Origin of the sequence: Paenarthrobacter sp. NPDC089714 (genome assembly GCF_044748905.1) — a bacterium.
Taxonomy (GTDB): Bacteria; Actinomycetota; Actinomycetes; order Actinomycetales; family Micrococcaceae; genus Arthrobacter.
Window position 1 is genome coordinate 16,765 of record NZ_JBIVGX010000007.1, and the last position, 25,757, is coordinate 42,521.

29 protein-coding genes are annotated in these 25,757 nt (G+C 63.9%); 18 read left to right on the forward strand and 11 right to left on the reverse strand.

Going from position 1 to position 25,757, the window contains the following annotated elements:
* The first annotated feature begins 4 nt into the window (after window positions 1-4).
* From ACIPY3_RS13415 to ACIPY3_RS13465, 11 genes are all read left to right on the forward strand, one after another.
* Window positions 5-847 carry an MBL fold metallo-hydrolase gene (locus tag ACIPY3_RS13415; RefSeq protein ID WP_400334773.1) on the forward strand — a complete coding sequence of 281 codons (843 nt, stop codon included), beginning with the start codon at window positions 5-7 and terminating at the stop codon, window positions 845-847.
* Window positions 848-948: 101 nt separating this feature from the next.
* The gene (locus ACIPY3_RS13420; RefSeq protein ID WP_400334774.1) at window positions 949-2,409 is read left to right on the forward strand and encodes an MFS transporter; all 1,461 of its coding nucleotides are present in this window, start codon (window positions 949-951) and stop codon (window positions 2,407-2,409) included.
* A gap of 25 nt (window positions 2,410-2,434) precedes the next feature.
* Entirely contained in the window at window positions 2,435-3,427 is a 993-nt protein-coding gene (locus tag ACIPY3_RS13425) for an AvrD family protein (protein ID WP_400334776.1), read from the forward strand.
* A 32-nt stretch (window positions 3,428-3,459) separates the two neighbouring features.
* Window positions 3,460-4,164 carry an AAA family ATPase gene (locus ACIPY3_RS13430; protein ID WP_400334777.1) on the forward strand — a complete coding sequence of 235 codons (705 nt, stop codon included), beginning with the start codon at window positions 3,460-3,462 and terminating at the stop codon, window positions 4,162-4,164.
* Complete coding sequence (locus tag ACIPY3_RS13435; protein ID WP_400334779.1) at window positions 4,148-5,215, forward strand: beta-ketoacyl-ACP synthase 3; 1,068 nt, start codon at window positions 4,148-4,150, stop codon at window positions 5,213-5,215. Before ACIPY3_RS13430 ends, ACIPY3_RS13435 begins: the two co-directional genes overlap by 17 nt.
* A complete protein-coding gene (locus ACIPY3_RS13440; protein ID WP_400334781.1) occupies window positions 5,191-5,454 on the forward strand; it encodes an acyl carrier protein in 264 nt (87 codons plus the stop codon). The genes ACIPY3_RS13435 and ACIPY3_RS13440 overlap by 25 nt, the downstream gene beginning before the upstream one ends.
* The gene (locus tag ACIPY3_RS13445) at window positions 5,451-6,113 is read left to right on the forward strand and encodes an HAD family hydrolase (RefSeq protein WP_400335065.1); all 663 of its coding nucleotides are present in this window, start codon (window positions 5,451-5,453) and stop codon (window positions 6,111-6,113) included. Before ACIPY3_RS13440 ends, ACIPY3_RS13445 begins: the two co-directional genes overlap by 4 nt.
* Before the next feature lie 7 nt (window positions 6,114-6,120).
* On the forward strand, window positions 6,121-6,723 hold the full coding sequence (locus ACIPY3_RS13450; RefSeq protein WP_400334783.1) for an AAA family ATPase: 603 nt from the start codon (window positions 6,121-6,123) through the stop codon (window positions 6,721-6,723).
* Between the two features lie 153 nt (window positions 6,724-6,876).
* A complete protein-coding gene (locus ACIPY3_RS13455) occupies window positions 6,877-7,443 on the forward strand; it encodes a type 1 glutamine amidotransferase domain-containing protein (RefSeq protein ID WP_400334785.1) in 567 nt (188 codons plus the stop codon).
* A 206-nt stretch (window positions 7,444-7,649) separates the two neighbouring features.
* Window positions 7,650-7,958 (forward strand): hypothetical protein, encoded by a 309-nt coding sequence (locus tag ACIPY3_RS13460; protein WP_400334787.1) that lies wholly within the window; start codon window positions 7,650-7,652, stop codon window positions 7,956-7,958.
* A 118-nt stretch (window positions 7,959-8,076) separates the two neighbouring features.
* A complete protein-coding gene (locus ACIPY3_RS13465; RefSeq protein ID WP_400334788.1) occupies window positions 8,077-8,628 on the forward strand; it encodes a dihydrofolate reductase family protein in 552 nt (183 codons plus the stop codon).
* A gap of 15 nt (window positions 8,629-8,643) precedes the next feature.
* On the opposite strand, the gene ACIPY3_RS13470 is transcribed toward ACIPY3_RS13465, so the two are convergent.
* Window positions 8,644-9,087: a YdeI/OmpD-associated family protein gene (locus tag ACIPY3_RS13470; RefSeq protein WP_400334790.1), complete on the reverse strand. Its 444-nt coding sequence runs from the start codon at window positions 9,085-9,087 to the stop codon at window positions 8,644-8,646.
* Between the two features lie 83 nt (window positions 9,088-9,170).
* On the opposite strand from ACIPY3_RS13470, the gene ACIPY3_RS13475 reads away from it, so the two are divergent.
* On the forward strand, window positions 9,171-9,401 hold the full coding sequence (locus ACIPY3_RS13475) for a DUF2630 family protein (protein WP_400334792.1): 231 nt from the start codon (window positions 9,171-9,173) through the stop codon (window positions 9,399-9,401).
* Between the two features lie 3 nt (window positions 9,402-9,404).
* On the opposite strand, the gene ACIPY3_RS13480 is transcribed toward ACIPY3_RS13475, so the two are convergent.
* The 5 genes from ACIPY3_RS13480 to ACIPY3_RS13500 all read right to left on the reverse strand — a co-directional run bounded on the left by ACIPY3_RS13480 (window position 9,405) and on the right by ACIPY3_RS13500 (window position 13,959).
* Entirely contained in the window at window positions 9,405-10,544 is a 1,140-nt protein-coding gene (locus ACIPY3_RS13480; protein WP_400334794.1) for a glycerate kinase, read from the reverse strand.
* Window positions 10,545-11,219: 675 nt separating this feature from the next.
* Window positions 11,220-12,182, reverse strand: coding sequence for a D-2-hydroxyacid dehydrogenase family protein (locus ACIPY3_RS13485; RefSeq protein WP_400334796.1), 963 nt, complete (start codon window positions 12,180-12,182; stop codon window positions 11,220-11,222).
* Window positions 12,183-12,236: 54 nt separating this feature from the next.
* On the reverse strand, window positions 12,237-12,899 hold the full coding sequence (locus tag ACIPY3_RS13490; RefSeq protein WP_400334797.1) for a DsbA family protein: 663 nt from the start codon (window positions 12,897-12,899) through the stop codon (window positions 12,237-12,239).
* A complete protein-coding gene (locus ACIPY3_RS13495) occupies window positions 12,896-13,636 on the reverse strand; it encodes a cation diffusion facilitator family transporter (RefSeq protein WP_400334799.1) in 741 nt (246 codons plus the stop codon). The genes ACIPY3_RS13490 and ACIPY3_RS13495 overlap by 4 nt, the downstream gene beginning before the upstream one ends.
* Entirely contained in the window at window positions 13,633-13,959 is a 327-nt protein-coding gene (locus tag ACIPY3_RS13500; RefSeq protein ID WP_400334801.1) for an ArsR/SmtB family transcription factor, read from the reverse strand. The genes ACIPY3_RS13495 and ACIPY3_RS13500 overlap by 4 nt, the downstream gene beginning before the upstream one ends.
* 122 nt (window positions 13,960-14,081) lie before the next feature.
* Between ACIPY3_RS13500 and ACIPY3_RS13505 the strand changes: the two genes are divergently transcribed.
* The gene (locus ACIPY3_RS13505) at window positions 14,082-15,905 is read left to right on the forward strand and encodes a glycoside hydrolase family 2 protein (protein WP_400334803.1); all 1,824 of its coding nucleotides are present in this window, start codon (window positions 14,082-14,084) and stop codon (window positions 15,903-15,905) included.
* 111 nt (window positions 15,906-16,016) lie between these two features.
* Here ACIPY3_RS13505 and ACIPY3_RS13510 read toward each other — a convergent pair whose 3' ends face one another.
* Both ACIPY3_RS13510 and ACIPY3_RS13515 read right to left on the reverse strand, forming a co-directional pair.
* Window positions 16,017-16,796, reverse strand: coding sequence for a glycerophosphodiester phosphodiesterase (locus tag ACIPY3_RS13510; protein ID WP_400334805.1), 780 nt, complete (start codon window positions 16,794-16,796; stop codon window positions 16,017-16,019).
* 40 nt (window positions 16,797-16,836) lie between these two features.
* Window positions 16,837-17,085, reverse strand: coding sequence for a hypothetical protein (locus ACIPY3_RS13515; protein WP_400334807.1), 249 nt, complete (start codon window positions 17,083-17,085; stop codon window positions 16,837-16,839).
* 136 nt (window positions 17,086-17,221) lie between these two features.
* On the opposite strand from ACIPY3_RS13515, the gene ACIPY3_RS13520 reads away from it, so the two are divergent.
* Window positions 17,222-18,064, forward strand: a complete 843-nt coding sequence (locus tag ACIPY3_RS13520; RefSeq protein ID WP_400334809.1) for an SDR family oxidoreductase — start codon at window positions 17,222-17,224, stop codon at window positions 18,062-18,064.
* A 4-nt stretch (window positions 18,065-18,068) separates the two neighbouring features.
* Here ACIPY3_RS13520 and ACIPY3_RS13525 read toward each other — a convergent pair whose 3' ends face one another.
* Complete coding sequence (locus tag ACIPY3_RS13525; RefSeq protein WP_400334811.1) at window positions 18,069-18,878, reverse strand: HAD family hydrolase; 810 nt, start codon at window positions 18,876-18,878, stop codon at window positions 18,069-18,071.
* Between the two features lie 84 nt (window positions 18,879-18,962).
* Between ACIPY3_RS13525 and ACIPY3_RS13530 the strand changes: the two genes are divergently transcribed.
* Window positions 18,963-20,018, forward strand: coding sequence for a glutathione S-transferase family protein (locus ACIPY3_RS13530; RefSeq protein WP_400334812.1), 1,056 nt, complete (start codon window positions 18,963-18,965; stop codon window positions 20,016-20,018).
* Between the two features lie 4 nt (window positions 20,019-20,022).
* Here the strand turns inward: ACIPY3_RS13530 and ACIPY3_RS13535 are convergent, their stop codons facing one another.
* Together ACIPY3_RS13535 and ACIPY3_RS13540 are read right to left on the reverse strand one after the other, a co-directional pair.
* Entirely contained in the window at window positions 20,023-20,952 is a 930-nt protein-coding gene (locus ACIPY3_RS13535; protein ID WP_400334813.1) for a carbohydrate kinase, read from the reverse strand.
* Window positions 20,953-20,991: 39 nt separating this feature from the next.
* Window positions 20,992-21,813, reverse strand: coding sequence for an alpha/beta hydrolase (locus ACIPY3_RS13540; protein WP_400334816.1), 822 nt, complete (start codon window positions 21,811-21,813; stop codon window positions 20,992-20,994).
* A 111-nt stretch (window positions 21,814-21,924) separates the two neighbouring features.
* On the opposite strand from ACIPY3_RS13540, the gene ACIPY3_RS13545 reads away from it, so the two are divergent.
* The 3 genes from ACIPY3_RS13545 (at window position 21,925) to ACIPY3_RS13555 (ending at window position 25,685) form a co-directional block, all read left to right on the forward strand.
* Entirely contained in the window at window positions 21,925-23,031 is a 1,107-nt protein-coding gene (locus ACIPY3_RS13545) for a GTP pyrophosphokinase family protein (protein WP_400334817.1), read from the forward strand.
* A 21-nt stretch (window positions 23,032-23,052) separates the two neighbouring features.
* On the forward strand, window positions 23,053-24,549 hold the full coding sequence (locus ACIPY3_RS13550) for a SulP family inorganic anion transporter (protein ID WP_400334820.1): 1,497 nt from the start codon (window positions 23,053-23,055) through the stop codon (window positions 24,547-24,549).
* 149 nt (window positions 24,550-24,698) lie between these two features.
* Complete coding sequence (locus ACIPY3_RS13555; RefSeq protein WP_400334821.1) at window positions 24,699-25,685, forward strand: bile acid:sodium symporter family protein; 987 nt, start codon at window positions 24,699-24,701, stop codon at window positions 25,683-25,685.
* Window positions 25,686-25,757 lie beyond the last annotated feature (72 nt).

The window sequence follows — 25,757 nt, forward strand, 5'->3', positions numbered from 1 at the left end:
ACCCTTGGAAGCCCGAACCAGCCCCGACCTGGACCGTTGGAGCGCAGTTGCGCAGCACCGCACCGTCACCGTTGGAGACCTCACGGTCAGCTACCTGCCCGACGGATTCGTCCAACTGCACCCGGAAACCTGGTTCTCCCTGCCGGGTGACCGCGGCGACTACTTCGGCATGCCCGAGCTCATCTCCGGCAGCGGCTACCTGACGGGTTCCATCGGCTCCCTGCTGGTCAGCGGACCGGGAGTTGCGGTCATGATCGACGCCGGGTTCGGCCCCAGGCACCTCCCGGCAGCCAGGTCGCATCCGTCCCTCGGCGACATGAACGGCGGCGGACTCGCGGAGGCAGGTTTGCTTCCGGACCGCCTGGACGCTGCGGTTTTCACTCACTTGCATGACGACCACACCGGCTGGTTAAACCACGACGGCGGTCCCGGCCGCCTGCTGCGGGACACGGCCTTGCACGCCTCGACGGCCGAACTTGGACAGAACGGGCTGGGCCACGATCCCCGGTGGCGGGCCATCAGCGATGGAACCGTGATTGTCCCCGGGATCACTGCCTTGGCCTCCCCGGGCCATACTGCGGGACACACCTCCTACCTCATTGAATCCAACGGCCAGCGCCTGCTGTGTTTTGGGGACGTCATGCACAGTCCCGTCCAGGTCTCCCAGCCGCATCTCAGTTCATGCTTCGAGGCCGATCCGATCGCCTCCCTAGAGTCCAGGAGGCGCACCCTGGAGCTGCTCTCGGGCGCTGACGTGATCGGCGCCGGCCTGCACTTCGGCGATGTCGTTTTCGGAAAGGTGCGTCCCGGTGACGATGGTGGCCTGCGATGGGTCCCCCTTCCCTAGGAAACGCCAGCCGGACAAGCAGGTGCCACCAAGGCTGGTGGGGAAAACACCACCATAAGCAAGCTCTGGTTGGTCATTGGCGGAGGCAAGAGGCTTGAAGCATGTCAACAAAAACCTCCTTGCCAACACCAAGCCTCACGGGCCGCCAAAGGCTCGTCCTGACGTTGCTTCTCGGAGCACAATTCATGTTCGCCCTGGATTTCTCGATCGTCACCGTGGCCCTGCCGGCCATGGGACGGGAACTGGGCATCGCCGACGGAGACCTGCAATGGGTCATCACGCTCTTTGCCCTCTCAGCAGCCGGCCTGGTGCTGCTCATGGGACGCATCGGCGACTACTACGGCCGCAAGAGGATGTTCCTCATCGGCATGGTGATCCTGACCATCGCATCAGCTGCGGGCGGCATCGCCACCGATCCGGCCATCCTCTTCGGGGCACGCGTGGGCCAGGGACTGGCTACGGCAATCACCATGCCCGCAGCGCTCTCCCTGCTCACCACGTCCTTTGAGGAGGGTCCGTTGCGGAACAAGGCACTCGGGCTCAACGGGGCACTGCTTTCCCTCGGGTTCGCCGTCGGAGCCGTACTCGGTGGCGTGCTGACCGATGTCTTCGGCTGGCGCTTCACGTTCTTCATCAACGTTCCTGTGGGCATCATCATCCTCGCGCTGGCTCCCTTCGTCATCAAAGATCTCTCGGAGCGCATCCAGCAGAAGCTCGATGTTCCTGGCGCCATTACGCTGACCCTTGGTCTCCTGGCCCTGGTCCTCGGCGTCACATCGGTGGAGCGTGAGGGGTGGGCCTCCCCCACTACCCTGGGCCTCCTTGGACTCGCAATCGTGGCGTTCGTTGTCTTCTGGAACATCGAGGCCCGCTCCTCCCACCCGCTGGCGGCCGTCACCATCCTGAAGCGTCCATCCGTGTTCCTGGGCAACCTCGGCGGGCTGGTGACCTTCTCCATGGAAAGCGGCAAGGTGTTCCTGCTGACCATCTACCTTCAGCGTGTACTGGAATCGTCCGCCTTCGCCACCGGACTTGCCTTCGGTGTCCTTGGGGCAGGTGCGTTCACCGGCGGCCTGGTAGCTGCAACCATCATCAACAAGATCGGCGCCAAGGCCACCCTGGTCCTCGGTCTCGGCCTGCAGGGCCTCTCCACGCTTAGCTTCCTGTTCCTGGGCCTGAACGCCGGGCTTGGCTTCACCCAGATCCTGGTAGCCACGGCAATCGGCGGCTTCGGACACGTCCTGGTCATTGTGGCGTACACGGTTGCGGTCACCTCCGGGCTTCCGGACTCCGAGCAGGGCCTCGCATCGGGACTCGCGGGTCAAACCCAGCAGGTGGCGTTCACCATCGGCACGCCCATCGTCAGCGCCATCGCTTTGGCCTTCACCACCACCAACTTCGCAGACCCATCGACAGTCCAGGCCATCCTGGGCGGCGTCCACTTCGGGCTCATCATCAATGCCGTCATCATTCTTGGGGCCGCAGCGGTCATCCTCGCTTTCCTGCCCTCCAAGAAGGCCGTCTCTCCAGAACCTGAGCTCGTCCCCGCAGAATCCGCCTGACTGGCCCGACAGAAAGCGCAGTCCCATGAACGTGACCTACCCCGACCCGCTCGTCCTCAACAACGTTGACGACTATCTCGGCCCTAAATCCACCCGCTTCTTCGGCAGCGGCTACCGCCAGACAACGCCCGCCCTGCGCGGACTGTCCATTCGTCACACGGTGGACGGGTACACCTTCATGGAAGCCCGGGGCTCGGTGCGGGTTGGGGACCACTGGTCCGTCAAAGGAACAACGGCACAGGAACCGCACCTGGGAACCACCGATGCCATTGTCCTGGCCTTGGAAGCAGCAGAGGCACTGCTTGCAAGCCGCTACTCACCGTCCATCCTTCCGGCCGTCTACGTCCGCAAGCTCACCCTCGTTGCGGGAACCACGCCGATCGAAGACATCCTGGATGATTTTCCCGTCACGGCCACCAGCAACGGACAGTCGGATGACGGGATCATCCTGATCAACGTGGAAATGGCCTCCATGAAGGCCGTCCTGGAGCTGCACCACCCACTGTGCGTGGCGTCCAAAGCCAACCTCCGCACGGAAAACCCGGATGCCTTGGTGGGCGACGCGGCACGGCGGGTGTACGGCGACATCTACAAGTCAAGGGACACCGACATCCTGGATGTCACCTTGGACGTCGCCGGGCCCAGCGGAAGTGCCACCGCACTGGTAACCGAAGCTCCCAACGTCCGGTCTGAACCGATTGGGCTGGAGGGCGCCTACCAACCCGGGCTTTCCCTCATGGAAGCCTTCGTGACGACCCTTCAGCTTGGACAGGTCCTCCTCTACGAACTCGACGGCGTGACCCGCGCCCAAAGCAACACCTTGTGGATGCGGCGGACGGTGATCACGGCCTCTGCTCCGCCGTCGAGCATCCTGGACGGGCTCCCCCTCAACGTTCAGCTCCGCCGGCCCCGGGTCCTCCCCCTGAACGGCAGTAATTGGCGCTGCGCCGACATCGAGGGGCGCATCGGCAGCCACCTCGTCATCACGTGCGACGTCGCCCACGAAATCCCCCGCTAGACCCACCACAGGACACACTGAAAGAGAGCATCATGAAACTCGCAATCTCCGGCACCTATTCCTCCGGCAAGACCTTCACCACCCTGGCCCTGTCCCACCTCACGGGCATTCCCCGCAGCGCGGCAAAGACCATGCGCGAACTGCTCCCCATCTCCGTGCCGGGAAAGACCTTGGAGGAGTGCACGGCCGCGGAAATCCTTATGTTGATCACCCGGCGGAACACCGAGCGCGCCGTGAACGAGTCCCACTTGGGTGACACGTTCATTTCCGATGGATCTTCCCTGCACGAGTGGATCTACGGAACGGTCCGCGTCCTTGTGGGCATCAACCCCAACGACTCCATTGACCTTGAGACCGTGGAAAAGACCGGCGAACTGGTCTTCTTCGAGGAGGTCATCAGCGCCCTGGGTGTTCCGGCCAAGCAGCACGCACTGGCCAACTATGACGCGTTCGTCCACCTGCCCATCGAGTTCCCGCTGGTGGCCGATGGCCACCGCCCGGTCAACGAGAAGTTCCGGTCCCTGGCCGACCAGATGATCCAGGACGAAATCACCAAGCTGGGCATCCCTAATGTCACCATCGGCGGCAGCATTCCCGAGCGTCTCGAAGGAATCACGGCGCACTACAACCTGCCCCGCGTTATCAGCATCGAAGAGGCCATCGCCCGCGCCCAGGCGGACTACGATGCCCTGGATGTCCGCAATGAAAAGGACCGCGAACTTGCCGGCGCGCACTAAACGGCCCGCCGCCGTCGTTCTTGAAGGTCTGGGCGGCTACGTGCCGGCAGGCACGGTGACCAACCTGGACCTTGAGGGGCGGCTGGAGACCTCGGATGCCTGGATCCGTTCGCGGACAGGCATCCATTCCCGGCGCTTCGCGGCGCCTGGCGAGGCTACGAGCGACATGGCGGCCGAGGCGGCAAGCCGCGCCCTTGCGTCGGCCGGTTACCCGGAGATCGACCTGGTGATTCTGGCAACTACGACGCCGGACCACCCTTGCCCGGCCACGGCACCGGCGGTTGCGTCCCGGCTCGGCCTGGGTCCAGTCGCCGCGTTCGACCTCGCCGCCGTGTGCTCGGGATTCGTCTACGCCTTGGCGCAAGCCAATGCGGCCGTGTTGTCCGGGCAGCACCGGCGGGTATTGGTGATCGGCGCGGATACGTTCAGCGCAATCGTCAATCCCCTGGACCGCAACACGGCCATCATTTTCGGGGACGGAGCCGGAGCTGTTGTTGTGGGCGCCGGCGAAGAAGGCCAGCCCGGCCAGCTTTCTGCGTTCGACCTGCATTCGGACGGCAGCTGCACTGACCTCATCCGCGTCGCTGCAGGAGGATCCCGGATGCCTGTCAACGCCGAGACAAGCGACGCCGACCGATACTTCTCGATGCAGGGCAAGGAGGTCTTTGTCCAGGCAGTCACCGCCATGGCCGAGTCCTCCCGGTCTGTGCTGCAGGAGAGCGGTTGGCAGCATGGAGACGTTGACTGGCTGATCGCGCACCAGGCCAATCAACGGATCCTCAACCAAGTAGCCGGTCTGCTGGGCATCGACCCGCGAAAGGCAGTCATTCACCTGGACCGGGTGGGCAATACCTCCGCCGCCTCGATCCCCTTGGCCCTGGCCGATCACGCACCCCGTTTCGAGACGGGCGACAAGCTGCTGCTCACCGCATTTGGTGGGGGCACAACCTGGGGCGCAGGGACACTCACCTGGCCGCCCATCGCCGTCGCTGATCCGCAGCAGGCCGTCAACGAAAGGACAAAACCATGGCCCACTCCACAGCCCTCGTAACCGCCGAGGATATCTACCAGCTGGTCCGCACTGCAGCCCCCGAAGCGATCGGGGAGGCCGCTGTTGACACCCCCTTTGACCAGCTGGACGTGGACTCGCTGACGCTGGTTGAAATAGCCGTCCTCACCAGCCAAAACTACGGTCCCCTGGTCCATGACTGGGAGATCGCCGAAGCCGGGACTTTTGCTGACCTGGCGGATTTGGTGAACCAGAGGCGCGTCCTGGAGGAGGCGTCCTGAGCAGGTCCGCGGCTGGCGCATACTTTGACGTCGATGGAACCCTGACCCCTCTGACAACCATGTTTGAATTGCTGCTGTTCGACGCACAGTCATCCGGTCGTCTTTCCGAAGGGCAGGGTTTCCTGAAGGGGCTCCGGCAGGCCAAGGACGCCGGAGCCCCACGGGAGTCGACCAACCGGGCGTACTTCCGCTGGTGGGCCGGCCGTTCCGTGGACGAGGTCCGGGAATTGGGGCACACGTGGTTCTCCAGCCTCCAAGAGGAAGACCTTGTGTTCCCGGGAATGCAGCGACGGCTGGAATGGCACAGGCAACAGCAGCACCGGATCGTCCTGGTGAGCGGCTCGTTTGATCCTGCGTTGGCGCCCCTGGCCGGCTATCTGCGCGTGGACGATGTCCTCACCACAACCGCAATCGTGGACGGCGGCCAGTACACCGGCGACATCACTGCGCCCATGATCGGGGAAGGCAAGGCGGTTGCGGTGGCGGAACACGCGGCCCGCCATCGGCTGGACCTGGCAGCATCCCACGGATATGGCGACGACATCTCCGACGTGCCGTTCCTGGACCTGCTCGGTACGCGGGTTCTGGTCAGCGCCGCCGAACTGCAACTCCCCAACCCTGCGCCTGGATGGTCCACGCGCGTTCTGGCAGAAACATGAGGAACCTATGAAAATCGCCATTGTGGGCGCCCACGGCGTGGGAAAGACCACTCTGACCAAAGCCCTCGAGACGCACACCAACCTGGTGGCGCCGGTCCCCACGCCCATGCACAATCCAAGTCCTGGCACGTTGAAGTCCCTGCAGGACTGTTCCAACGAGGAAGTGCTGCGCCTGAGCCAGCGCCGTTACACCGAGAGGATCGTCCAGGAGCAGTCCACCCATGACGTCATCTCGGACGGTTCGGTGCTGCACGAATGGGTTTACGCCTCTACGCGTTTGGCGCTGGGCATCTACCCGGACGATACGTCCCAGCCGCAGCCTTCCTCCGTGACGCAAACGCACCTGGGCCTGGTAGAGGATTTCACCGAAGAGGCGTTGGCGTACTTCGAACAGGTCTATGACCATGTGTTCTTCATCCCGGTTGAGTTTCCGTTGCCCCGGGACAACGCGCCGATCAGCGACAGGTTCCAGTTGGAGGCAGGCCAGCAGTTGTTCGGTTTGTTGACCCTGGGCGCCAAACCGGTCCATGTGCTCACGGGTTCGGTGGAGGAGCGCTTGGCGGCCACACTCGGTGTCCTGGGCCTGCGGGAGGCGGCCGTGGCCACGTAACTCCTGATCACGCCGCTGGTCTTGGGCACCAGGAAAGAAAATTAGTCAGCTTGCTTACTAACTCCGCTATCCCTAGGCTGGATCGCGTCAGACAAACAACTCTCGCAGCAGCGGCACGCGCCCAAAAAGCCGGCCGCACAAGGAGGAGGAACAGTGTCAGAGCACAGTATCGCAGGCAAGAAAGTCGCCTTCCTGTTGACCGATGGCGTGGAGCAGGTAGAGCTGACCAGCCCATGGCAAGCCGTGGAGGAAGCCGGCGGCGAGCCCACCCTTATTGCGCCCGAAAAAGGCAAGATCCAGGGCTTCAACGGCGTGGACAAGGGTGACACCTTCGACGCAACGCTGGCCGTCGCCGACGCCAATGCCTCGGACTTCGACGCACTGGTTCTGCCGGGCGGCGTCGTGAATGCAGACCACCTGCGCGTCGACAAGGACGCCCAGAACTTCACCCGGGCCTTCTTCGAGCAGCACAAGCCCGTGGCGTCGATCTGCCACGGGCCGTGGATCCTGATCGAAGCCGGCGTGATCAAGGGCCGCAACGTCACGTCCTACCACACGCTCCAAACGGACCTTCGGAATGCCGGCGCCAGCTGGAGCGACCAGGAAGTGGTGGTGGATCAAGGCCTCGTCACCAGCCGCAACCCGGACGATCTCCCGGCCTTCAACAGCAAGGTCGTCGAGGAAATCTCCGAGGGCCAGCATGCTGGCCAGACCGCGTAGCGGTCACCGCACCACAGCATCGCAAGGCGGGTGCCGCCGTCGTACTTTCCCATAAAGCACGACGGCGGCACCCGCCTTGCGCACCCGACCCACCAAACGAGCAGCAACCCAGCAAAATTACACCGTCGTAATGTTGCGTAGATCACATTAGATGCCTAGGCTGGGGGACGCTGCAGCGTGGCAGCACACCTAGGAAAGGCAACACATTGGCCAGCGAGAAGCTCTCCGTAGTTGTTCGAGTGGATGTAGACGGCGAACAAATCCAGATCGCAGCAACCGGTCACGTGACGACGTCGAGCATCCAGGGACTCTACCCGGTGGTTCAGCGCACCAAGAGCCTGGGTGGGGGACTCGATGTGGAGATGGACCTGTCCGAGGCAATCGTTGATGCGGACGCCTTGGATGAACTGCAGGTCTACTCAGAGCTCTACGAAGTGCCCCTCCGCCTGCCGGAATTCGACAACGTCACAGCGCTGCCGAGTCGCCACCTTGCCACAGCGGGCCGCGCGGCTTAGTTACTGCGCCATCAGCGGGGGTTCCGCCCCGGAAAACGCCTGGTCAAACGTCCGAGGTCTTCCTTCATCCCTCCCCGCCGCCTAACGTGACTCCTGACAATCGATTTGGAGGCTACACATGCGCAAAGTCACTGCCGGACTCTTTCACTCCGTGGATGGCGTGGTTCAGGATCCGTTCAAGTTCCAGTTCGACAGCTTCGACGAGGACCTGGGCAAGGGCCTGACCAAGATGATCAACACCGTGGACACCGTGGTGCTTGGCCGAGTGAGCTACCAGGAGTGGGCGCAGTATTGGCCTAACGCCTCCCGGGACGAGGATTTCGCGGCGTTCATCAACCCCGTCGAAAAGTTCGTGGCCTCACGATCCCTCGATGGACCCCTCGAATGGGAGAACTCCCATCTAATCGAGGGCGATGTGGAGGAGTTCGTGTCCGACCTCAAGTCGCGTGACGGCGGCGAGATCGCAGTCTGCGGCAGTATCTCCCTGGTCCGTCAACTGTTCTTCGCCGGCGTCCTTGACGAGCTGACGCTCATGACGCATCCAGTGATTGCCGGCAATGGGCGCCGCATTTTCGAAGAGGGCGACCCCGTACACCGGCTGGTGCTTGAGGACCAATACGCCACCAGCAAGGGCAACGTAGTGACCACGTACAGCCTGCGGAAAGACTAAAGGCCCCGGGACGGACTACTTCTTCCCGGCTTTCAGGTCCGCCACGACCTTCGCTATGCGGCGTGCCCGCGTCTCGGGGGTCTTGGCGTCCCCGATCGGCTCAACATAACGCCGCTGCGCGCTGTAATTGAGGGTTCCATAGAAGGCCTTGGCGTCAGGCTCGGCATCCAGGGCGGCAGCGAGGTCCTCCGGAACTTCGACGACGCGGGGCTGGGTGTCGACTTCGAGGCCCACCTCGAGGGTGTCTCCGGACGATACGCCGGTCAGCTCGCGGTTGGCCGAACTGACGCCCACCATGTACTTTCCGCCCATCACCGCGATGCTGCTGCGATAGCTTTGGCCATTCATCGTCACCACCACCGGCGGCCGTTTGCCTGCGCCCAGCGCCTCGACGATTTCCTCGGGTACGACGATGCCGGCCTTGTTGCCATCGCCAACGATGGTGGTGGTGAACTCCATGTGCCCAGTATGCCGGTAGACGTGCAACTTAAGCAGGACTACGTTCGAACATAACCGTCCCACCAAGCGTAGGAGTCAGAAGCATGGACAATCAGGACATCCTGGAACGCATCCAGTCACTGGTGGAAGAGGAGCACCAGCTCCGCGATGCCTCCACTCCGGAGGATGGCAAAGCCCGGCTGGCACAGGTGGAAGCCCAGCTTGATCAATGCTGGGACCTGCTCCGCCAACGCCGCGCCAAGCGCGACGCCGGCGAAAACCCCGATGACGCCGAAGCCCGTCCCGTCAGCGAAGTCGAGGGCTACCGGCAATAGGCGTTACGCGCCCTCGAGGACCTGGCTGGTGGCCCACGCCACGTACTTGCCGGCGTTGGCAACCGCGTCGGCAATGTCCGGGACACCGTCCTTGCGCTGCGCCACGTCCAGCAGCTGGGCAGCCGCCACGATCCCGTGCTTCGCCAGGTCTTCCGGCGTTACTGTAATCCGGCCGGCAACAGCCACCACCGGAATCCCGTGGACGCTCGCGGCATCAGCGAGAGCGATGGGCGCCTTGCCCGTGAGAGACTGCTCGTCCATGGAACCCTCGCCCGTGATCACCAGGTCAGCTTCGCCCAAGTGTTTGGCAAGCCCGGTCAGGCCGGCGACCAAGGCGAAGCCACCTTCCAGCGCGGAGTCGGTGAAGGCAAGGAACGACGCCGGGAACCCGCCTGCCGCTCCGGCTCCCGGCACGTTGACGTCACGGCCGGTGGCTCCCCGAAGGAGCGACGCCCAGTTGCGTAGACCGGCGTCGAGCTTTTCCACCGCATCCTCATCGGCACCCTTCTGCGGGCCGAAGACATGCGCGGCACCTTCCGCGCCGTACAGCGGGTTCCGGACGTCGACGGCGATGCGGAACTTCACGCCCGAAAGACGCGGATCCAGCTCGGAGACATCGAGGGAAACGACGTCGATCAGGGAGCCTCCGCCCAATGGAGCCACATTCCCGGCAGCATCGAGGGGTTTGAGCCCCAACGCACGCAGGGCACCGCTGCCGCCGTCGGACATGGCAGAACCGCCAAGGCCCAAGACGATTTCGGTAGCACCAGCGTCGAGCGCCGCGGCGATCAGCTGGCCGCAACCGTAACTGTGCGCGCGAAGGGAGTTCTCCGGGGTGGGTTCCATGTGGGCCAGGCCGGATGCCTGGGCGGTTTCGATGACGGCGGTGGTCCCCCCAGACTCCTTCTTGAGCGCCCAGGACGCTCCAACCGGCTTGAGGATGGGACCAACAACGGCGTTGTTCCTTTCCTCGTAGCCTGCGGCGATGGCGGCGTCGAGGGTGCCCTCGCCGCCGTCGGCCACGGGGAACTGGGTGGTTACGGCATCGGGGTAGACGCGGAGGGCGCCTTCGGCCATGGCTGACGCGGCTTCGGCGGCGGTCAGGGATCCCTTGAACTTGTCAGGGGCAATGAGGATACGCATGAGATATATCATGCCAGCTAGCGTGGGAAAGCGCTTGCCGAGCGCGTAATGTTCCGTCCTGCGGCGATGGGTTCATGCGGCGCGAACAGTAGCCCTGCCCCAAAGAATGACGGCGTCGCTACCGTTTCCGCCAAGCGCACCCGTAACACCGGGAGCACACAGCGCGAACAGGTGCGCCGCCTGAGCAGAAGGGGCGCATGCGGCGCGAACGGTAGCCCTGCCCCAAAGAATGAGGGCGTCGCTAACGGTAGCCCTGCCCCAAAGAATGACGGCGTCGCTACCGTTTCCGCCAAGCGCACCCGTAACACCGGGAGCACACAGCGCGAACGGGTGCGCCGTCTGGCCACAAGGGTGCGCGCGGCGCGAACGGGTGCATGCGGCGCTAACGGTAGCCCTACCCCAAAGAATGCGGGCCTCGCTACCGTTTCCGCCAAGCGCACCCGTAACACCGGGAGCACACAGCGCGAACGGGTGCGCCCCCTGAGCACAAGGGGTGCGCGCGGCGCGAACGGGTGCATGCGGCGCTAACGGTAGCCCTGCCCCAAAGAATGAGGGCGTCGCTACCGTTTCCGCCAAGCGCACCCGTAACACCGGGAGCACACAGCGCGAACGGGTGCGCCGCCTGACCAGAAGGGGTGCGCGCGGCGCGGACAGGTGCCCTCCGTGCTGCCCGACTCAGCCGTTCAGCACCCGCACCGGCGAGCCCGCCAGCCACTCCGTCACATCCTCGTATGCTCCGCCGTAAAACTGCCGGTAGCTCTCATGCGTCACATAGCCGATGTGCGGGGAAAGCACTGTCCGCCGCGAACGCAGCAAAGCGTGTCCGGCCGACAGCGGTTCCTCGTCGTAGACATCCAATGCAGCGCCGCGGATCCAGCCCTCGTCCAAGGCACGTATGAGCGCAGCCTCATCCACCAAGGGGCCCCGGGCGGTGTTCACGAGGAGTCCTTCCGGGCCAAGGAGCCGCAATTCGTTCGCTCCCACAATGCCCTCGGTCCGCTCCGACAAACGCACGTGGAGAGTGACGACGTCGGACTCCCGGAAGAGCTCCTCCTTGGTGACCTTGCGCGCGCCTGCCGCCGATGCGGCCTCGGCCGTGAGGTTCTGGCTCCAGGCGAGCACCTCCATGCCGAAGGCCTGGGCATACCGCGCCATGCGCGAACCGATCTTTCCCAAGCCGACGATCCCGAGGGTCTTGCCTTCCAGTTCAAATCCGACGGCGGATTGCCAGTCGCCTGCGCGCAACGAGTTCTCCTCTACCACCAGGTTCCGGGCGAAGGCCAGCAGCAATGCCCAGGTCATCTCGGGCGCAGCCGCCGGTGATCCGCCGGTGCCGCACACAACAACGCCCCGCTCGGAGGCGGCTTCCATGTCGATGGCAGCATTCGCCATGCCGGTGGTGACCAGGAGTTTCAGATTGACCAGTGAATCAAGGACGCGCCGCGGGAAGCGCGTCCGCTCACGCATGGCCACGATGATGTCGAAGGGCGCCAAGGCGGCCACAGCCTGCTCCTCCGAAACGAAAGGTGCACTGAAAACCGTGACTTTCACGCCGTCGTCGAGCAGTGACTCCCACGGCGCGTAGTCGCCGGAGACCTGCTGGTAGTCGTCAAGGATGGCCAAACGGTACTGGGTCACGTGAATCTCCTTGGCTCGCAGGCTGGACGCGTAGCTCCAGCCTCTCACGGCGGGCTAGTCCTGGATGGCCTCGTCCAGCAACTGCCGGAACTGCTCCTCCGTGTCCAGGGTGAGTTTCTTGCCGTTGAGGAAGAACGTGGGCGTGCCTGTAACGCCAAGCGCCCGGCCGTCGGCGACATCGCGACTGATCCTGTCCTTCACCGAGGGGTCGGCGAGGGCGGCATCGTAGCGCGCCATGTCCAGGCCGAGTTGCTGTGCGAACGTCCTGAACAGCCCTGCCTGGGAGTCCGTTTTCTCACCCCACTGCGGCTGTGTTTCGAACAGCTTGGCGGCCATTTCCTGGTACTTCCCCTGTTGCGCAGCCGCTTCGACAGCGACGGCAGCCGTCCCGGAGTTACGGTGGCCAGGGAGCGGGTAATAGCGGTGGACGAACGAGATCCGCTCCCCGTACTCCTTCTTCAACTCAGCCAGCAAGGGTTCGGCGGCACGGCAGGATTCGCATTCGAAATCCAGGAACTCCACCAGCTGGGCCTTCTCGGCGGGCGGACTGGTGACGCGGTGGCTGTCGGCCCGGACGAGCTGCGCGTCCGCTGCCGCGAGCGGCTCTGGCTTGCTGGAGGTGATGACGGCATAGGAGATGGCTCCGACCCCAATCACCGCTGCCAGGAGGATCCAGATGGCAAGGCGGACGCGCCGGCCCGTTACGGCCACGCTCATCGGTCAGCCGGCTTGCTGCCGAGGGTCAGGGACACGTTGCTTGGTCGATCCTTGGAGCAGTCGTCACAGCAAGCGTCCGGTGCGCTCTGAGCCACAACGTCTCCCTGGCGGCCGGCCGGCACCGCACAGCACACGTCGCCCTTCCATGCATTGAAGCCTTCACGAACGGCGATGCCTGCGATCACCAGCGCCGCCATGGCGTCCGCCCACCACCAGCCAAGCGTGCTGTTCAGCAGCAAGCCCACCAGCAGGACAGCGGACAGGTAGGTGCAGAGGAGCGTCTGTTTCGAATCGGCGACGGCGGTCCGGGAACCTAATTCCCTGCCGGCGCGGCGCTGCGCCCAGGACAGCACGGGCATGATCGCGAGGCTCAACGCTGCGATCACGAGTCCTGGCGTCGAGTGCTGGGCCTCCCCGGCCCCCAACAGCGATCTGGCCGCATCTACTGTGACGAAGGCAGCCAGGGCGAAGAAGGAAATGGCGATGATCCGCAGGGTCAGGTGCTCGCGCCGCTCAGGATCCTTGGCGGAAAATTGCCAGGACAACGCGAGCGCCGAGGTCACCTCAATGACGGAATCCAATCCAAAGCCCAGGAGCGCGGAGGAGTCGGCCACTCCACCGGCCCACAGTGCTGCGACGGCCTCAATGACGTTGTAAGTGATGGTGGCGGCGGCGAAGAGCCTGATCCGTCGGGTCAGGACAATGCGGCGGTCCACGCTAAGAGCAGCAAGTGTCACGCGAAGCACTCTCCGTTCGGCGCGCAGCAGGACGGGTCCACCGCCAGGACCACTCCCAGCAGGTCCCGGATGGCGCGACCGAGCCGCGCGTCCGCGAGTTCGTAGCGGCTCCTGCGCCCGTCGGGCACGGCAACCACCAGTCCGCAGCCACGCAGGCAGGTCAGGTGGTTGGACATGCTCTGCCGCGAAACGCCCAAAGTGTCTGCCAGATCGGAAGGGTAGGACGGCGTCTCGGACAAGGCCAAGAGGATCCGGGCACGGGTGGGGTCTGATACGGCGTACCCGAAACGGGCCAACACGGGAGCTTGCGTGAGCGTTTCCATTGCCTCAAAGTACAGCCAATCATGTATTCAGTCAAAGCTGTATTGGAAGAACCCTTGGAATCGGAACGCCGAAGATTCTAACGTTGTAAATGATGATTCTTTCCGCTTCAGAAGGAGATATCTTGACCGAGACCGCCCTCCCCAAGCCCGAACACCCCCGCCCCCAACTGGTCCGCGACACCTGGCTCAACCTCAACGGCACGTGGGGTTTCGAGATCGACGCCGGAGACTCAGGTCTGGAGCGAGGCCTCCTGACGCGTGAACTCGCCGGGGAAATTCTGGTCCCGTTTGCGCCGGAATCTGCGCTCTCCGGAGTGGAGAACGTCGATTTCATGGAGGCCGTCTGGTACCGGAAGAGCGTGGGCATTCCGCGGGATTGGGAAGGCCTCAAAGTCCTGCTGCACTTCGGAGCCGTGGACCACGATGCAACGGTATGGGTCAACGGCGTGGAAGTTGCCCGGCACAGGGGCGGATTCACTCCCTTCACCGCCGACCTCAGCGAAGTCACCGAACCCGGCGCTGCCGCCGACATCGTGGTGCGGGCACGCGATTCCCGTCACGACATGCAGGCCAGGGGCAAGCAAGCCACCTGGTACAACAACACGCATTGCCAGTACACGCGCACCACGGGCATCTGGCAGACGGTGTGGCTGGAAGCAGTTCCGGATGTCCACATCAAGCGCCTTCGCATGACCCCTGGCCTGGCCGATTCCAGCCTGACACTTGAGGTGCCCGTCTCCCGGAACCGCACAGGCCACACCGTCGAAGCCGTCCTCACCAACCCCCAATCCAAGGTGCGGATGGAGGCATCGGCGAGGGCCGACGTCGACCTTTCCCCCGCGCTTCGGTTCGAGATCCCTGAAGCGCAGCTCCGTCCGTGGTCCCACGAGGACCCGTTCCTGTATGACCTCCGGGTCACACTCAAGAACGACGTGGGGCAAACAGTGGATGAAGTCAGCAGCTATGCGGCAGTCCGTTCCATAGCCTTGGACGGCAAGGTGGTCCGCATCAATGGGAAGGCCGTGTTCCAGCGCCTGGTTCTCGATCAAGGCTATTGGCCCGGGTCCCTCATGACCGCGCCGGATGATGCCGCGCTCGTCAAGGACATTGAACTGGCCAAATCTGCTGGTTTCAACGGCGCACGGCTCCACCAGAAGGTCTTCGAAGAGCGGTTCCTTTACCACGCGGACCGCTTGGGCTACTTGGTCTGGGGCGAGTTCGGCGATTGGGGTGTCTCCGGCGGTGGCACCCTTGGCCACAACCAACAGCCCACAGCAAGCTTTGTGGCGCAGTGGCTGGAAGTCCTCCAGCGCGACTACAACCACCCGAGCATCATCGGCTGGTGCCCGCTCAATGAAACCCACCAGCATCTGCATGACAGGATCACGGTGCTGGACGACGTCACCCAGGCCATGTTCCTGGCCACCAAGCTCGCCGATCCAACGCGGCCCGTCATCGACGCCTCCGGATACTCCCACCGGGTCCGGGAGACGGACATCTACGACTCGCATTCGTATGAGCAGGACCCGGATACCTTCCGCGTGGAGCAGGCGGGCCTGGCCGGTGGCAAGCCCTTCGTAAACCGCGCGCATGATGGAGTGGATTACTCCGTTCCCTACAACGGGCAGCCCTTCTTTGTCTCCGAGTTCGGCGGCATTTGGTGGAACGAGGCTGAGGCCCGGCAAGCGGCAGCCGCGGGCAACGACGTCGAAACGTCCTGGGGCTATGGTCAGCGCGTCGCCAGCGAGGAGGAGTTCTACGAGCGGTTCGAAGGCCTCTGCGGCGTTCTGCTGGATAACCCGGAGATGTTCGGCTACTGCTACACGCAGCTCACTGATGTATTCCAGGAAAAGAACGGGATCTTCACCTTCGATCGCTCCGCCAAACTGGACCTGTCCCGGATCAGGGCGGTACAGCAGCGCCGGGCGGCCATCGAGAGGGAGTAGCTGCGAGAGCGTCCGGCAAAAAGGGCGATTCCGTGAGAAAGCGTCCGATCCTCTCTCACGGAATCGCCCCTTCAGGCAAACGCTCTCTCACCGCGGTTTAGCGCTCCCCCGCTAAACCCACTGGCGCCGATTGATGAGGACTTCCTTGAGCAGGTCCAGCCGGTCGGAAACCAGTCCGTCCACGCCAAGATCCAGCAAACGGTTCATCTCACCGGGTTCGTTGATGGTCCACACATGGACCTGCCGACCCACGCGATGCGCCCGGCGGACGAAGCCCCGGGTGACCACCGGGAACCGGCCGTAGCGGGCCGGCACCTGGAAAGCGTCGACGCCGGCAAGCAGCTTGCGTGCCAACGGCGCGGGAAGGACAGGGCCAAGGAAGACGAACAGCGCCGTGAGGGTTGTCCCTGCCGAAGATGCTGTCCTCTCGCTGAGCTTCTTCAACACCGCCCTGAGGCGACGGTCGGAGAAGCTCGTTACCAGCACGCGGCCGTGGATGCCGTGACGCTCGATGGCCTCCGCCAAGGGAACCACGGAATTCCAGTCCTTCACGTCCAGGTTCAACCTGGCCTGCGGGAAGGCCACAACGAGCTCATCGAACGTGGGTACCGGCTCACGCCCTCCAATACGGGCTGCGGACACCTCGCCCGCCGTCAGCTCAGCGATACGGCCTGTGGAATCGGTCACCCGGTCCAGGGACTCATCGTGAAAGACGAGCAGGACGCCGTCCTTGGTGGTGTGGACGTCCGTCTCAAGGTGCACGGTCCCCAAATCAACGGCTGCCCGGAACGCTGCCATCGAATTCTCCAGGCCGTCCAAGGAGAAGCCGCGGTGGGCAAAGGCCAGGGTCCCGGCCGAGCCGTCTTTGCGCAGGAAGTAGGGCAGCGTCACATCCGTAGCGTAGCTGACTGATCCAGCGGGGAGAGCGTGCTCAGGACTCCTGCGGGACGATCGCCACGCCGTCGCTGACGTGCACCAGCGTCCGGCCGCGACCGCCGTCGAACTCTACCCAAACGGCAGTGGCGTCCCCCGTGACGTCGTCCACCACGCCGTGTTCCGCGAATCCCGGGGTCAGCGTGACGCTGACTCGATCGCCGCGGCGGAGCGAACGCCAATGGTGGTCCGGCTCGATGCGACGCACGGGCGTGGAAGTAAAGTCGTTGATTCGGCGCTTGGCCATGGTTGCCCCCTGGATTCCAACTGCTGGGACGCGATGCGAACGGGTCCTTGGCTGGAAGCCTATGGGCACAAGTTGAACGGCGGTTGTATGGAGTCTGGGAAGTCGGTGACGGCTGCGCGGCTGGCAAACTAAGGGAATGACTGTGTTGATTGCCGGCTGCGGCGACTTGGGAACCGAAGCCGGCCTGCGATTCGCTGCGGCGGGCCACCACGTGTACGGGATACGGCGGTCTCCGGAGAAGCTGCCGCCGGAAATCCGCGGGGTGAAGGCTGACGTGGCCATCGACGTTCCGGAGGTGCCCGACGCCGACATCGTGGTCGTCGCCCTGGCCGCTGATGCCTCCACCGAGGAGGCTTACCGCGCCGCGTACGTGGACGGCCTGCGGAACGTGCTGGACGCCGTCGGGCGCCAACAGGTGGCGCCCAAGCGGATCATCTTCGTGTCCTCCACCGCTGTGTACAAGGATGCCGGCGGCGCGGTTGTGGACGAATCCACGCCGGCCGAGCCGGACAGGTTCAGTGGAAAGATCCTGCTGGAGGCTGAGGAATTGTTGTTCTCACGTCACCCGCACGCCACCGTGGTGCGGCTCGGCGGGATCTATGGCCCTGGACGCACGCGGTTGATCGACCAGGTCCGCTCGGGCAAGGCGGTGATTCCCGGTCAGCCGAAACACACCAACCGCATCCACCGCGACGACGCTGCAGCCATGATCGTCCACCTCGCCACCATGTCCCCCGACCCCGGACCCGTGTATCTCGGCGTGGATGACGAGTCGGTAGAGCTGGGCGACGTTTTGCGCTTCCTCGCAGCTGAACTCCGGCTTCCGGAACCGCCCGTGGGGCCGGCGTCCGACGGCGGTGCGGGCGACAAACGCTGTTCCAACCGGCGCCTCAGATCCACCGGTTTCCAGTTCACGTATCCCAGCTACACAGAGGGGTACCGCGCCATCCTGGCCGGAGAAGGCGTGCGGCACCCATAAGTCTTTAGACGGTCTGCCCGGTCAGCTTCGCTTCGAGGATCTGGGCCACTCCGTCATCATCGAAATGCGGAGCCTGCTGCCCGGCCGCGAGGATGGCCTCGGGGTGCCCACTGGCCATGGCATACCCGTGGCCGGCCCAACGGAGCATCTCGATGTCATTGGGCATGTCCCCGAAAGCAACCACGTCCGCAGCCTCGATCCCCAGCGACTCCGCGTACTTCGCCAACGTGACGGCCTTGTTGATGCCAGGCACCGACATTTCCAGCAGGGCAGTCCGCGGCGCCGAGTGGGTGGTGGACACCAGGTGGGAGACAGCCGGAGCCACTTCGGCCAGGAACTCATCCGGCGTGCCATTGCGGGTAATCGCCAGGAACTTCACGACGGCGTCGTCCGCAGTGAGCGTCTGGTGCAGCGGTGCGGGGGTAAATTCGGCGAGCAGCTCGCTGGTTTCGTTTTCGATGAAGCCCGGCTCGAGGTGGAATCCGAAGAGCGTCTCGGCGCCGAACAAGGCATCCGGACGGATCGACTTGATGATGCGGCGTGCTTCGAGGACGGACGCCAGATCCAGGCCGGTGGACGAGATCGGCTTCTCAGTTGCAAGGTCCCACACCACGGCGCCGTTGGAACAAATGACGATCCCGCTGTGCCCCAACTGTTCCTGGAGCGGGTACAACCACCGCGGCGGCCTGCCCGTGACGAACACGAGTTCCACCCCGGCATCGCGGCAGTCCTGGAACGCCTTGATGGTCCTGGCGCTGATTTTTCCGTCATGGCCGAGGATGGTTCCGTCTATGTCACTTGCTACGAGCCGCATGATGCCAGTCTACGTGGGTGGTATCGGAGCGGGTTCGGGCGCAGGCCCTCGCGGCCCGCAGGGAGTGCGCCATAGTGTGGGTCCATGAGTGAAAAGACGAAGGAAGAGAACAGCACCAAAGGCGCATACGTTACAGGCGGAGAATTCAACCGGGACACCAACTACATCGAAGACCGCATCACTCGCAATGGAACTCCGGGACCGAACGGTGAACCCGGATGGGCCGTGGAGTCCGGACGTTACAGGCTCATCGCGGCGCGGGCGTGCCCGTGGGCCAACCGTTCCGTCATTGTCCGGCGGCTGTTGGGCCTCGAGGACGCCATCAGCCTCGGCCAACCCGGACCCACCCACGACGCGCGGTCATGGACCTTCGACCTGGACCAGGACGGCAAGGATCCCGTCCTGGGCATCGAACGCCTGCAGGAGGCCTACTTCCAACGTTTCCCGGACTATCCGCGCGGAATCACGGTTCCAGCCCTGGTGGATATTCCCAGCGGAGCAGTGGTCACCAACAACTACCCGCAGATCACCCTGGACTTCTCCACGGAGTGGACGGAGTTCCATCGGCCGGGTGCTCCGAAACTGTACCCGGAGCACCTCCGCGCCGAGATCGACGAGGTCAACAAGCGCGTCTTTACCGAGGTCAACAACGGCGTGTACCGCTGCGGTTTCGCCGGTTCGCAGGAGGCCTATGACGCTGCCTACTCCCGCCTCTGGACTGCCATGGACTGGCTGGAGGAACGGCTCTCATCCCAGCGTTTCCTGGTTGGCGAGACCATCACCGAGGCGGACGTCCGGCTCTTCACCACGCTGGCCCGCTTTGATGCGGTGTACCACGGCCATTTCAAATGCAACCGGAACAAACTCACCGAAATGCCGGTGCTCTGGGCCTATGCAAGGGACTTGTTCCAGACGCCCGGTTTCGGGGACACCATCGACTTCGTGCAGATCAAGAAGCACTACTACGTGGTCCACGAAGACATCAACCCCACGCAGATCATCCCTGCAGGCCCGGACCTCTCAGGATGGTTGACTCCGCATGGCCGCGAGTCGCTGGGCGGCCGGCCCTTCGGCGACGGCACACCTCCCGGACCGGTCAAGCCCGGAGAGGAAGTGGCACCTGGGCACGGAGCCGATTGACGTTCTAGCCGTGGTTGAGTTCAGCCCTCGACGGCGGATTGGCTCCGGGGCGTGACACCGTGACGGCCGCTGCCCTCGCTGCGTGCTGCATGATCGCAGCCAAAGTCTCGGCCGGCATGGCCCGTAATTCCTCCCGGTTCTGCGCACCATCCAATCCACGGTCCACGATCGCGGAGAGGAGTCCCGCCATGAAGGAATCCCCGGCACCCACGGTGTCCACTACATCGACCTTGGGTGCGGGAACCTCGGCCTCGCCTGCCTTGGTAATGCCCCAGGGACCTTTGACGCCGCGAGTCACCACCACCAGCGCAGGCCCCTCACTTCCACCCAAGGACAGCCAACGACGCGCCGATTCCAAAGGATCCACACCGGGATACAGCCACTCCAGGTCCTCGTCGGAGGCTTTGACGACGTCGGCCAGGACAACAAAGCGTTCGGCCTGCGCCCGCGCATATTCCTGATCGGTAATGATGGACGGGCGGCAGTTCGGATCGAAACTGATGGTACTGCTCGGATGGGCATGCTCGACGGCGGCCAGCACCTCGGCAGCTCCAGGCTTCAAGGCGGTGGCTATCGAACCCGTGTGCAGCAAAGTGGCGCCCTGCAGCATGAGCGGCAACCGGGCGCTGAGTCCGGGCAATTCCCAGGCGAGATCGAAGGTGTAGGTGGCGGCGCCGTCGTCGTCGATCAGGGCCGTGGCCACGCTGGTTGGTTTGTTGTCCGGCGGAATCGGCACCATCACGGAACTGGACCGTAAGTGGGCGCCGACGGAATCGCCGTAGGCGTCCTGGCCGAACCTTCCCAGGAACTGCACGGGGTGGTCCAGCCGCGCCAGGCCCACGGCAACGTTGAGCGGGCTCCCGCCAACATGCGCTTCGATCCCGGTAGGGCGCTGGACGACGTCAACAAGGGCCTCGCCAATCACAGTCAGCATGGGATTACTCTGCCAGAGCAGACCCGCCGCGACCAGCACTCAGGAGAGGAGCCTCTGAACGAGTTCGCGGCACTTCTTGTACGCCACAGCCTTGGGGTCGATGAGATCGAAGTGGTCTCCCGGGACCCTCAGAAGCTGGGCAGCCCCGCCTGAAGCGTTGCTCGCCGCGACGTAGGCCTCCGACTGGCTGGCCGGGACGTCCTCATCTTCCATGGCGTGAACGGCATATACCGGAACATCGATGGGCAACGATGTCATGGGGTCTGCATATTTATGCCGTTTCGGGTATCTGGCTGAGTCACCACCCATGAGGTTGCAGACCGCTCCGTTGCTGAGGTTCAAGCGCTCAGCGGCCGCCAGGTTCAGCAGACCGGACTGGCTGACTACGCCCGTCAGGTGCACGGCGTTCTCCTCCGGTCCCCGCACAAGTTGGCGGTCGGCGTCGGGATTGCCCATCGACGAAAGCCGTTCGCGCCCGGCGGCCCACACTGCCAAGTGGCCACCCGCGGAGTGCCCCAAGGCCACCACTTTGCCCAGTTGCAAGTCGTGGTCGCCGGCAATCTCGGCCAGGTGGTCAATGCCGGCCAGGATGTCTTCGAAGGTATGGGGCCAACCACCCCCGTTGCCGGCCCTGCGGTATTCAAGGTTCCAAGCGGTAATTCCATGGGCCGCCAGGTCACGGGCCAGGGGCTCGCCCAGCTCGGCACCGTACTGTGAGCGCCAGTATCCGCCATGGATAACCACCGCCACGCCGCCGGAAATCGACGCCGGACCACGATGGTTTCCGTTGCTTGGTTCAGGTATGAAGAGTTCGCCCCACTGACTGGGGTGTTCGCCGTAGCTGTACTTGTGCCGCAACATTGCGCCCTCCTTTGTACCGAGCCTATCGCGAGGTTCCGCTGGTTTGGCTAGATGCATTTAGACGGCGGAGTGTCCGGCTTCGGTGTCGGACCTGCACCGTAAGCTGGGGGCATGGCAAGCAACTGGGACAGCCTGGATCCGGATCAGCGCAAAGCGGTAGAGGCGAACGTAGCACTCTACGAGCGGGTCCGCCCTGCCCTCAAGCGGGTTACCCGGGATGTTTTGCTGACGTTGCGGGACATGCTTAACGACGCAGAAGTGACGCCTTTGTTCGTCACCGGACGCACCAAAACCGTGGATTCGTTCCGCGAAAAGATCTCGCGCACGGATGATCCCATCGAGCCCGGCGGCCCGCGTGTCCTCAAATTTCCAGACCCCTTCCGGACCCTGAATGACATGGTGGGAATCCGCGTCATCACCAAGCTCCCTGCCGAGAATGCCGCGGTGGCCAACATCATCAAGCGCCAGCGCCAACTCTTCGACTGCCGCGGGGACCGGGAGAAGGACATCGGCTCCATCGAATCCGGAACCTACGGCTACTCCAGCCGGCACCTCATTCTGCGCACCATCCAGAACGAGACCGTGAAGGAGTACCAACAGGTCTTCAACCCTGATCTCCCGGCCAACGGCAGCTACTTCTTTGAGTGCCAGATCCGTACGGTCTTCGCCCACGCCTGGAGCGAGATCGAGCACGACATCCGCTTCAAGGCCGAGGATCCCCGTGCATGGACTCCGCACTTCGACCGGCAGTTCACAGCCACGGCCGCGATGCTGGAGACCGTGGAAAGCGCCTTTGCCGATCTCCACGAGCGCTATGAAGAAGTCCGGGGCTACTGGGACCTGGAAGGCGAAGGTGGCTCGCCGCTCACTCCCAACCGCGTTCGTGACGTTTGGCGTACCCTGCTTCCCCACGTTGACCGTAAAGTAGATGATGACTGGGGATGGGCAGCCGAACTCCTCGCGGCCCACGGACTGACCAAGACCGTGGAACTTGCCGGACTGCTCAGTGCCAACCGGATCACCGAGGTCCGCAAGGCCCTGGACCACCGCTACTCCCCCGGCCCCGACCGCCTCCTGGACGACCTCCTGCTGTGGCAGTACGGAACCGAACACATTGATCTCACTGCCGAGGCGCCCGACGTCGTTCCGCACCCGCGGCGCGACAGCCTCCAGAGGCGCCTTAAGCAGATTGAGCGATACCGCCAGACTGCCCTGTAGCAGACTGCACTCTAAGGATCCATGACTCCCGAGCAACTCATGTCACTGCGGGTGACCTTCCGTTCACCCCGCCGCCTCCTGACGGAATCCCTTGCCGGACTCGTAGTGGCTTTGGCGCTCATCCCGGAGGCCATCGCGTTCTCGGTGATCGCCGGAGTGGATCCCCGCATCGGCTTATTTGCTTCCTTCACCATGGGCGTGGTGACGGCCATTGTGGGCGGGCGTCCTGCGATGATTTCGGCGGCGACCGGCGCTGTGGCGTTGGTGATCGCTCCGGTCATGAAGGAACACGGCCTCGACTACCTGATTGCCACGATTATCCTGGCTGGAGTCTTCCAGATCATCCTCGCCGCCCTCGGTGTGACCCGGCTTATGCGGTTCATTCCTCGCTCCGTGATGATCGGCTTCGTCAACGCGCTGGCCATTCTGGTGTTCATGTCGCAGATGCCGGAGCTCTTCAACGTTCCGTGGATGGTCTATCCGATCGTTGCCGTCGGCCTGGCCATTGTGTTTTTCTTGCCGCGGTTAACCAAGGCTGTTCCGGCCCCGCTGGTGGCAATTGTGCTGATCACCCTGGTCACGGTGTTGGGTGGCATCGATGTGCCCACCGTCAGCGACAAGGGCGAACTGCCCCACAGCCTGCCCGGTTTCTTCTTGCCCCATGTGCCGCTGAACCTGGAGACCTTCCAGATCATCGCGCCCTTCTCCCTCTCCATGGCGCTTGTTGGTCTGTTGGAATCCCTCATGACCGCCAAGCTCGTGGACGACATCACGGATACCCGCTCCAACAAGACGCGGGTTTCCTGGGGCCAGGGTGCCGCGAATATCGTCACCGGTTTCCTGGGCGGCCTGGGCGGTTGCGCAGTGATTGGGCAGACCATGATCAACGTCAAGGGGTCTGGCGCACGGAGTCGTCTCTCGACCTTCCTGGCTGGCGTGTTCCTGCTCATCCTGGTTGTGGTGCTGGGCGACGTGGTGGGCATGATCCCCATGGCAGCCCTGGTTGCCGTCATGATTTTCGTTTCCCTGATTACCTTCGACTGGCACTCCATCCGGCCGTCCACCTTGAAGCGCCTGCCCAAGTCCGAGACGGCGGTCATGGTGCTCACTGTTGCCGCAGTGGTGGCGACGCACAACCTCGCGGTGGGTGTCGGCGTCGGCGTTTTGACGGCAAGCGTGCTGTTCGCGCGGCGGGTGGCGCACTTCGCCACCGTGGAGCGGACCGAACTGGAGCTGAACGGCGAAACCGTGGCGACGTACACAGTGAACGGAGAGCTCTTCTTTGCGTCTTCCAACGATCTCTACACGCAGTTCGACTACGCGAAAGATTCCGCAGAAGGCATAGATCGCGTGGTCATCGACCTGCACGCCTCCCATCTCTGGGACGCGTCCACCATTGCCGTGCTGGATTCCGTCACCGAGAAGTACCGGAATCATGGCCGCGAGGTGGAGTTCATCGGGCTCAACGAGGCCAGCATCCGCATGCGTGAACGCCTGGCGGGCAAACTCAACTCCTAACCCATCTGAGTCGCAATAGTGCGCGTTTGGACGTTCAAAACGCGCACTAATGCGACCCAGTTGGGTGGGGATGACGGATGTCTGACATATACGGCTCGCTGCAAGTAACGAACTCGCCCTCTCCGACCTGCGGGTGTGAGCATGGATGAATGCTTGAGGCAACGAATTCTCCCTCCGAAACCACCACGCCGGCCAACGCAGCCCTCGCCGCAGAGGCCAAGATCGCGCGCATCGCGGTCACGATCTTCCCGATCCTGGTGGTAGTTGCCGGCGTTCTTGGCTTCCTTCTTCCGGACCTGTTCAAGCCCCTCGGCGTCAGCGTTCCCTACCTCCTGGGCGTCATCATGTTCTGCATGGGCCTCACCCTGACGCCGCCGGACTTCGCTTCCGTGGCGCGCCGGCCGTGGGCTGTGGCGTTGGGAATCGTTGCGCACTACGTGATCATGCCCGGCGCCGGCTGGCTCATCGCCGTCTTGCTCCAACTGCCGCCTGAGCTCGCCGTGGGCCTGATCCTGGTGGGATGCGCTCCGTCCGGAACAGCGTCCAACGTCATGGCGTTCCTGGCCAAGGGTGACGTGGCACTGTCCGTTGCGGTTGCTTCGGTGTCCACCTTGATCGCACCACTGGTTACCCCGGCACTCACCCTGCTTCTGGCCGGATCCTTCCTCCACATCGACGCCGGCGCCATGGTTTTGGACATCGTCAAGACCGTCTTGCTTCCCGTCATCGCCGGCCTCTTGGCCCGCCTCTTCCTGTCCAAGCTGGTGGCGAAGGTCCTTCCCGCGCTTCCGTGGGCGTCCGCCGTCGTGATTTCACTGATCGTTGCGATCGTGGTGGCCGGCAGCGCCAGCAAGATCGTCGCCGCAGGCGGAATCGTGTTCCTGGCAGTGGTGCTGCACAACGGCTTTGGGCTGGGCCTCGGCTACCTTGCAGGCAAGCTCGGCCGCCTGGACGACAAGGCCCGCCGTGCCCTGGCTTTCGAGGTTGGCATGCAGAACTCAGGCCTGGCCGCGACCCTCGCCACGGCACACTTCAGCCCACTCGCGGCATTGCCTTCTGCGGTGTTCTCCCTGTGGCACAACATTTCCGGTGCGATCGTGGCCGCGTGGCTGGCTCGTCGCCCGCTGAAGGGCTAACGCCGCTTCCACTGGGCGGGCCGCCACGACCCACATTGGCCGGACTGCCTCGGCGGCACGCCGCAGTAACCC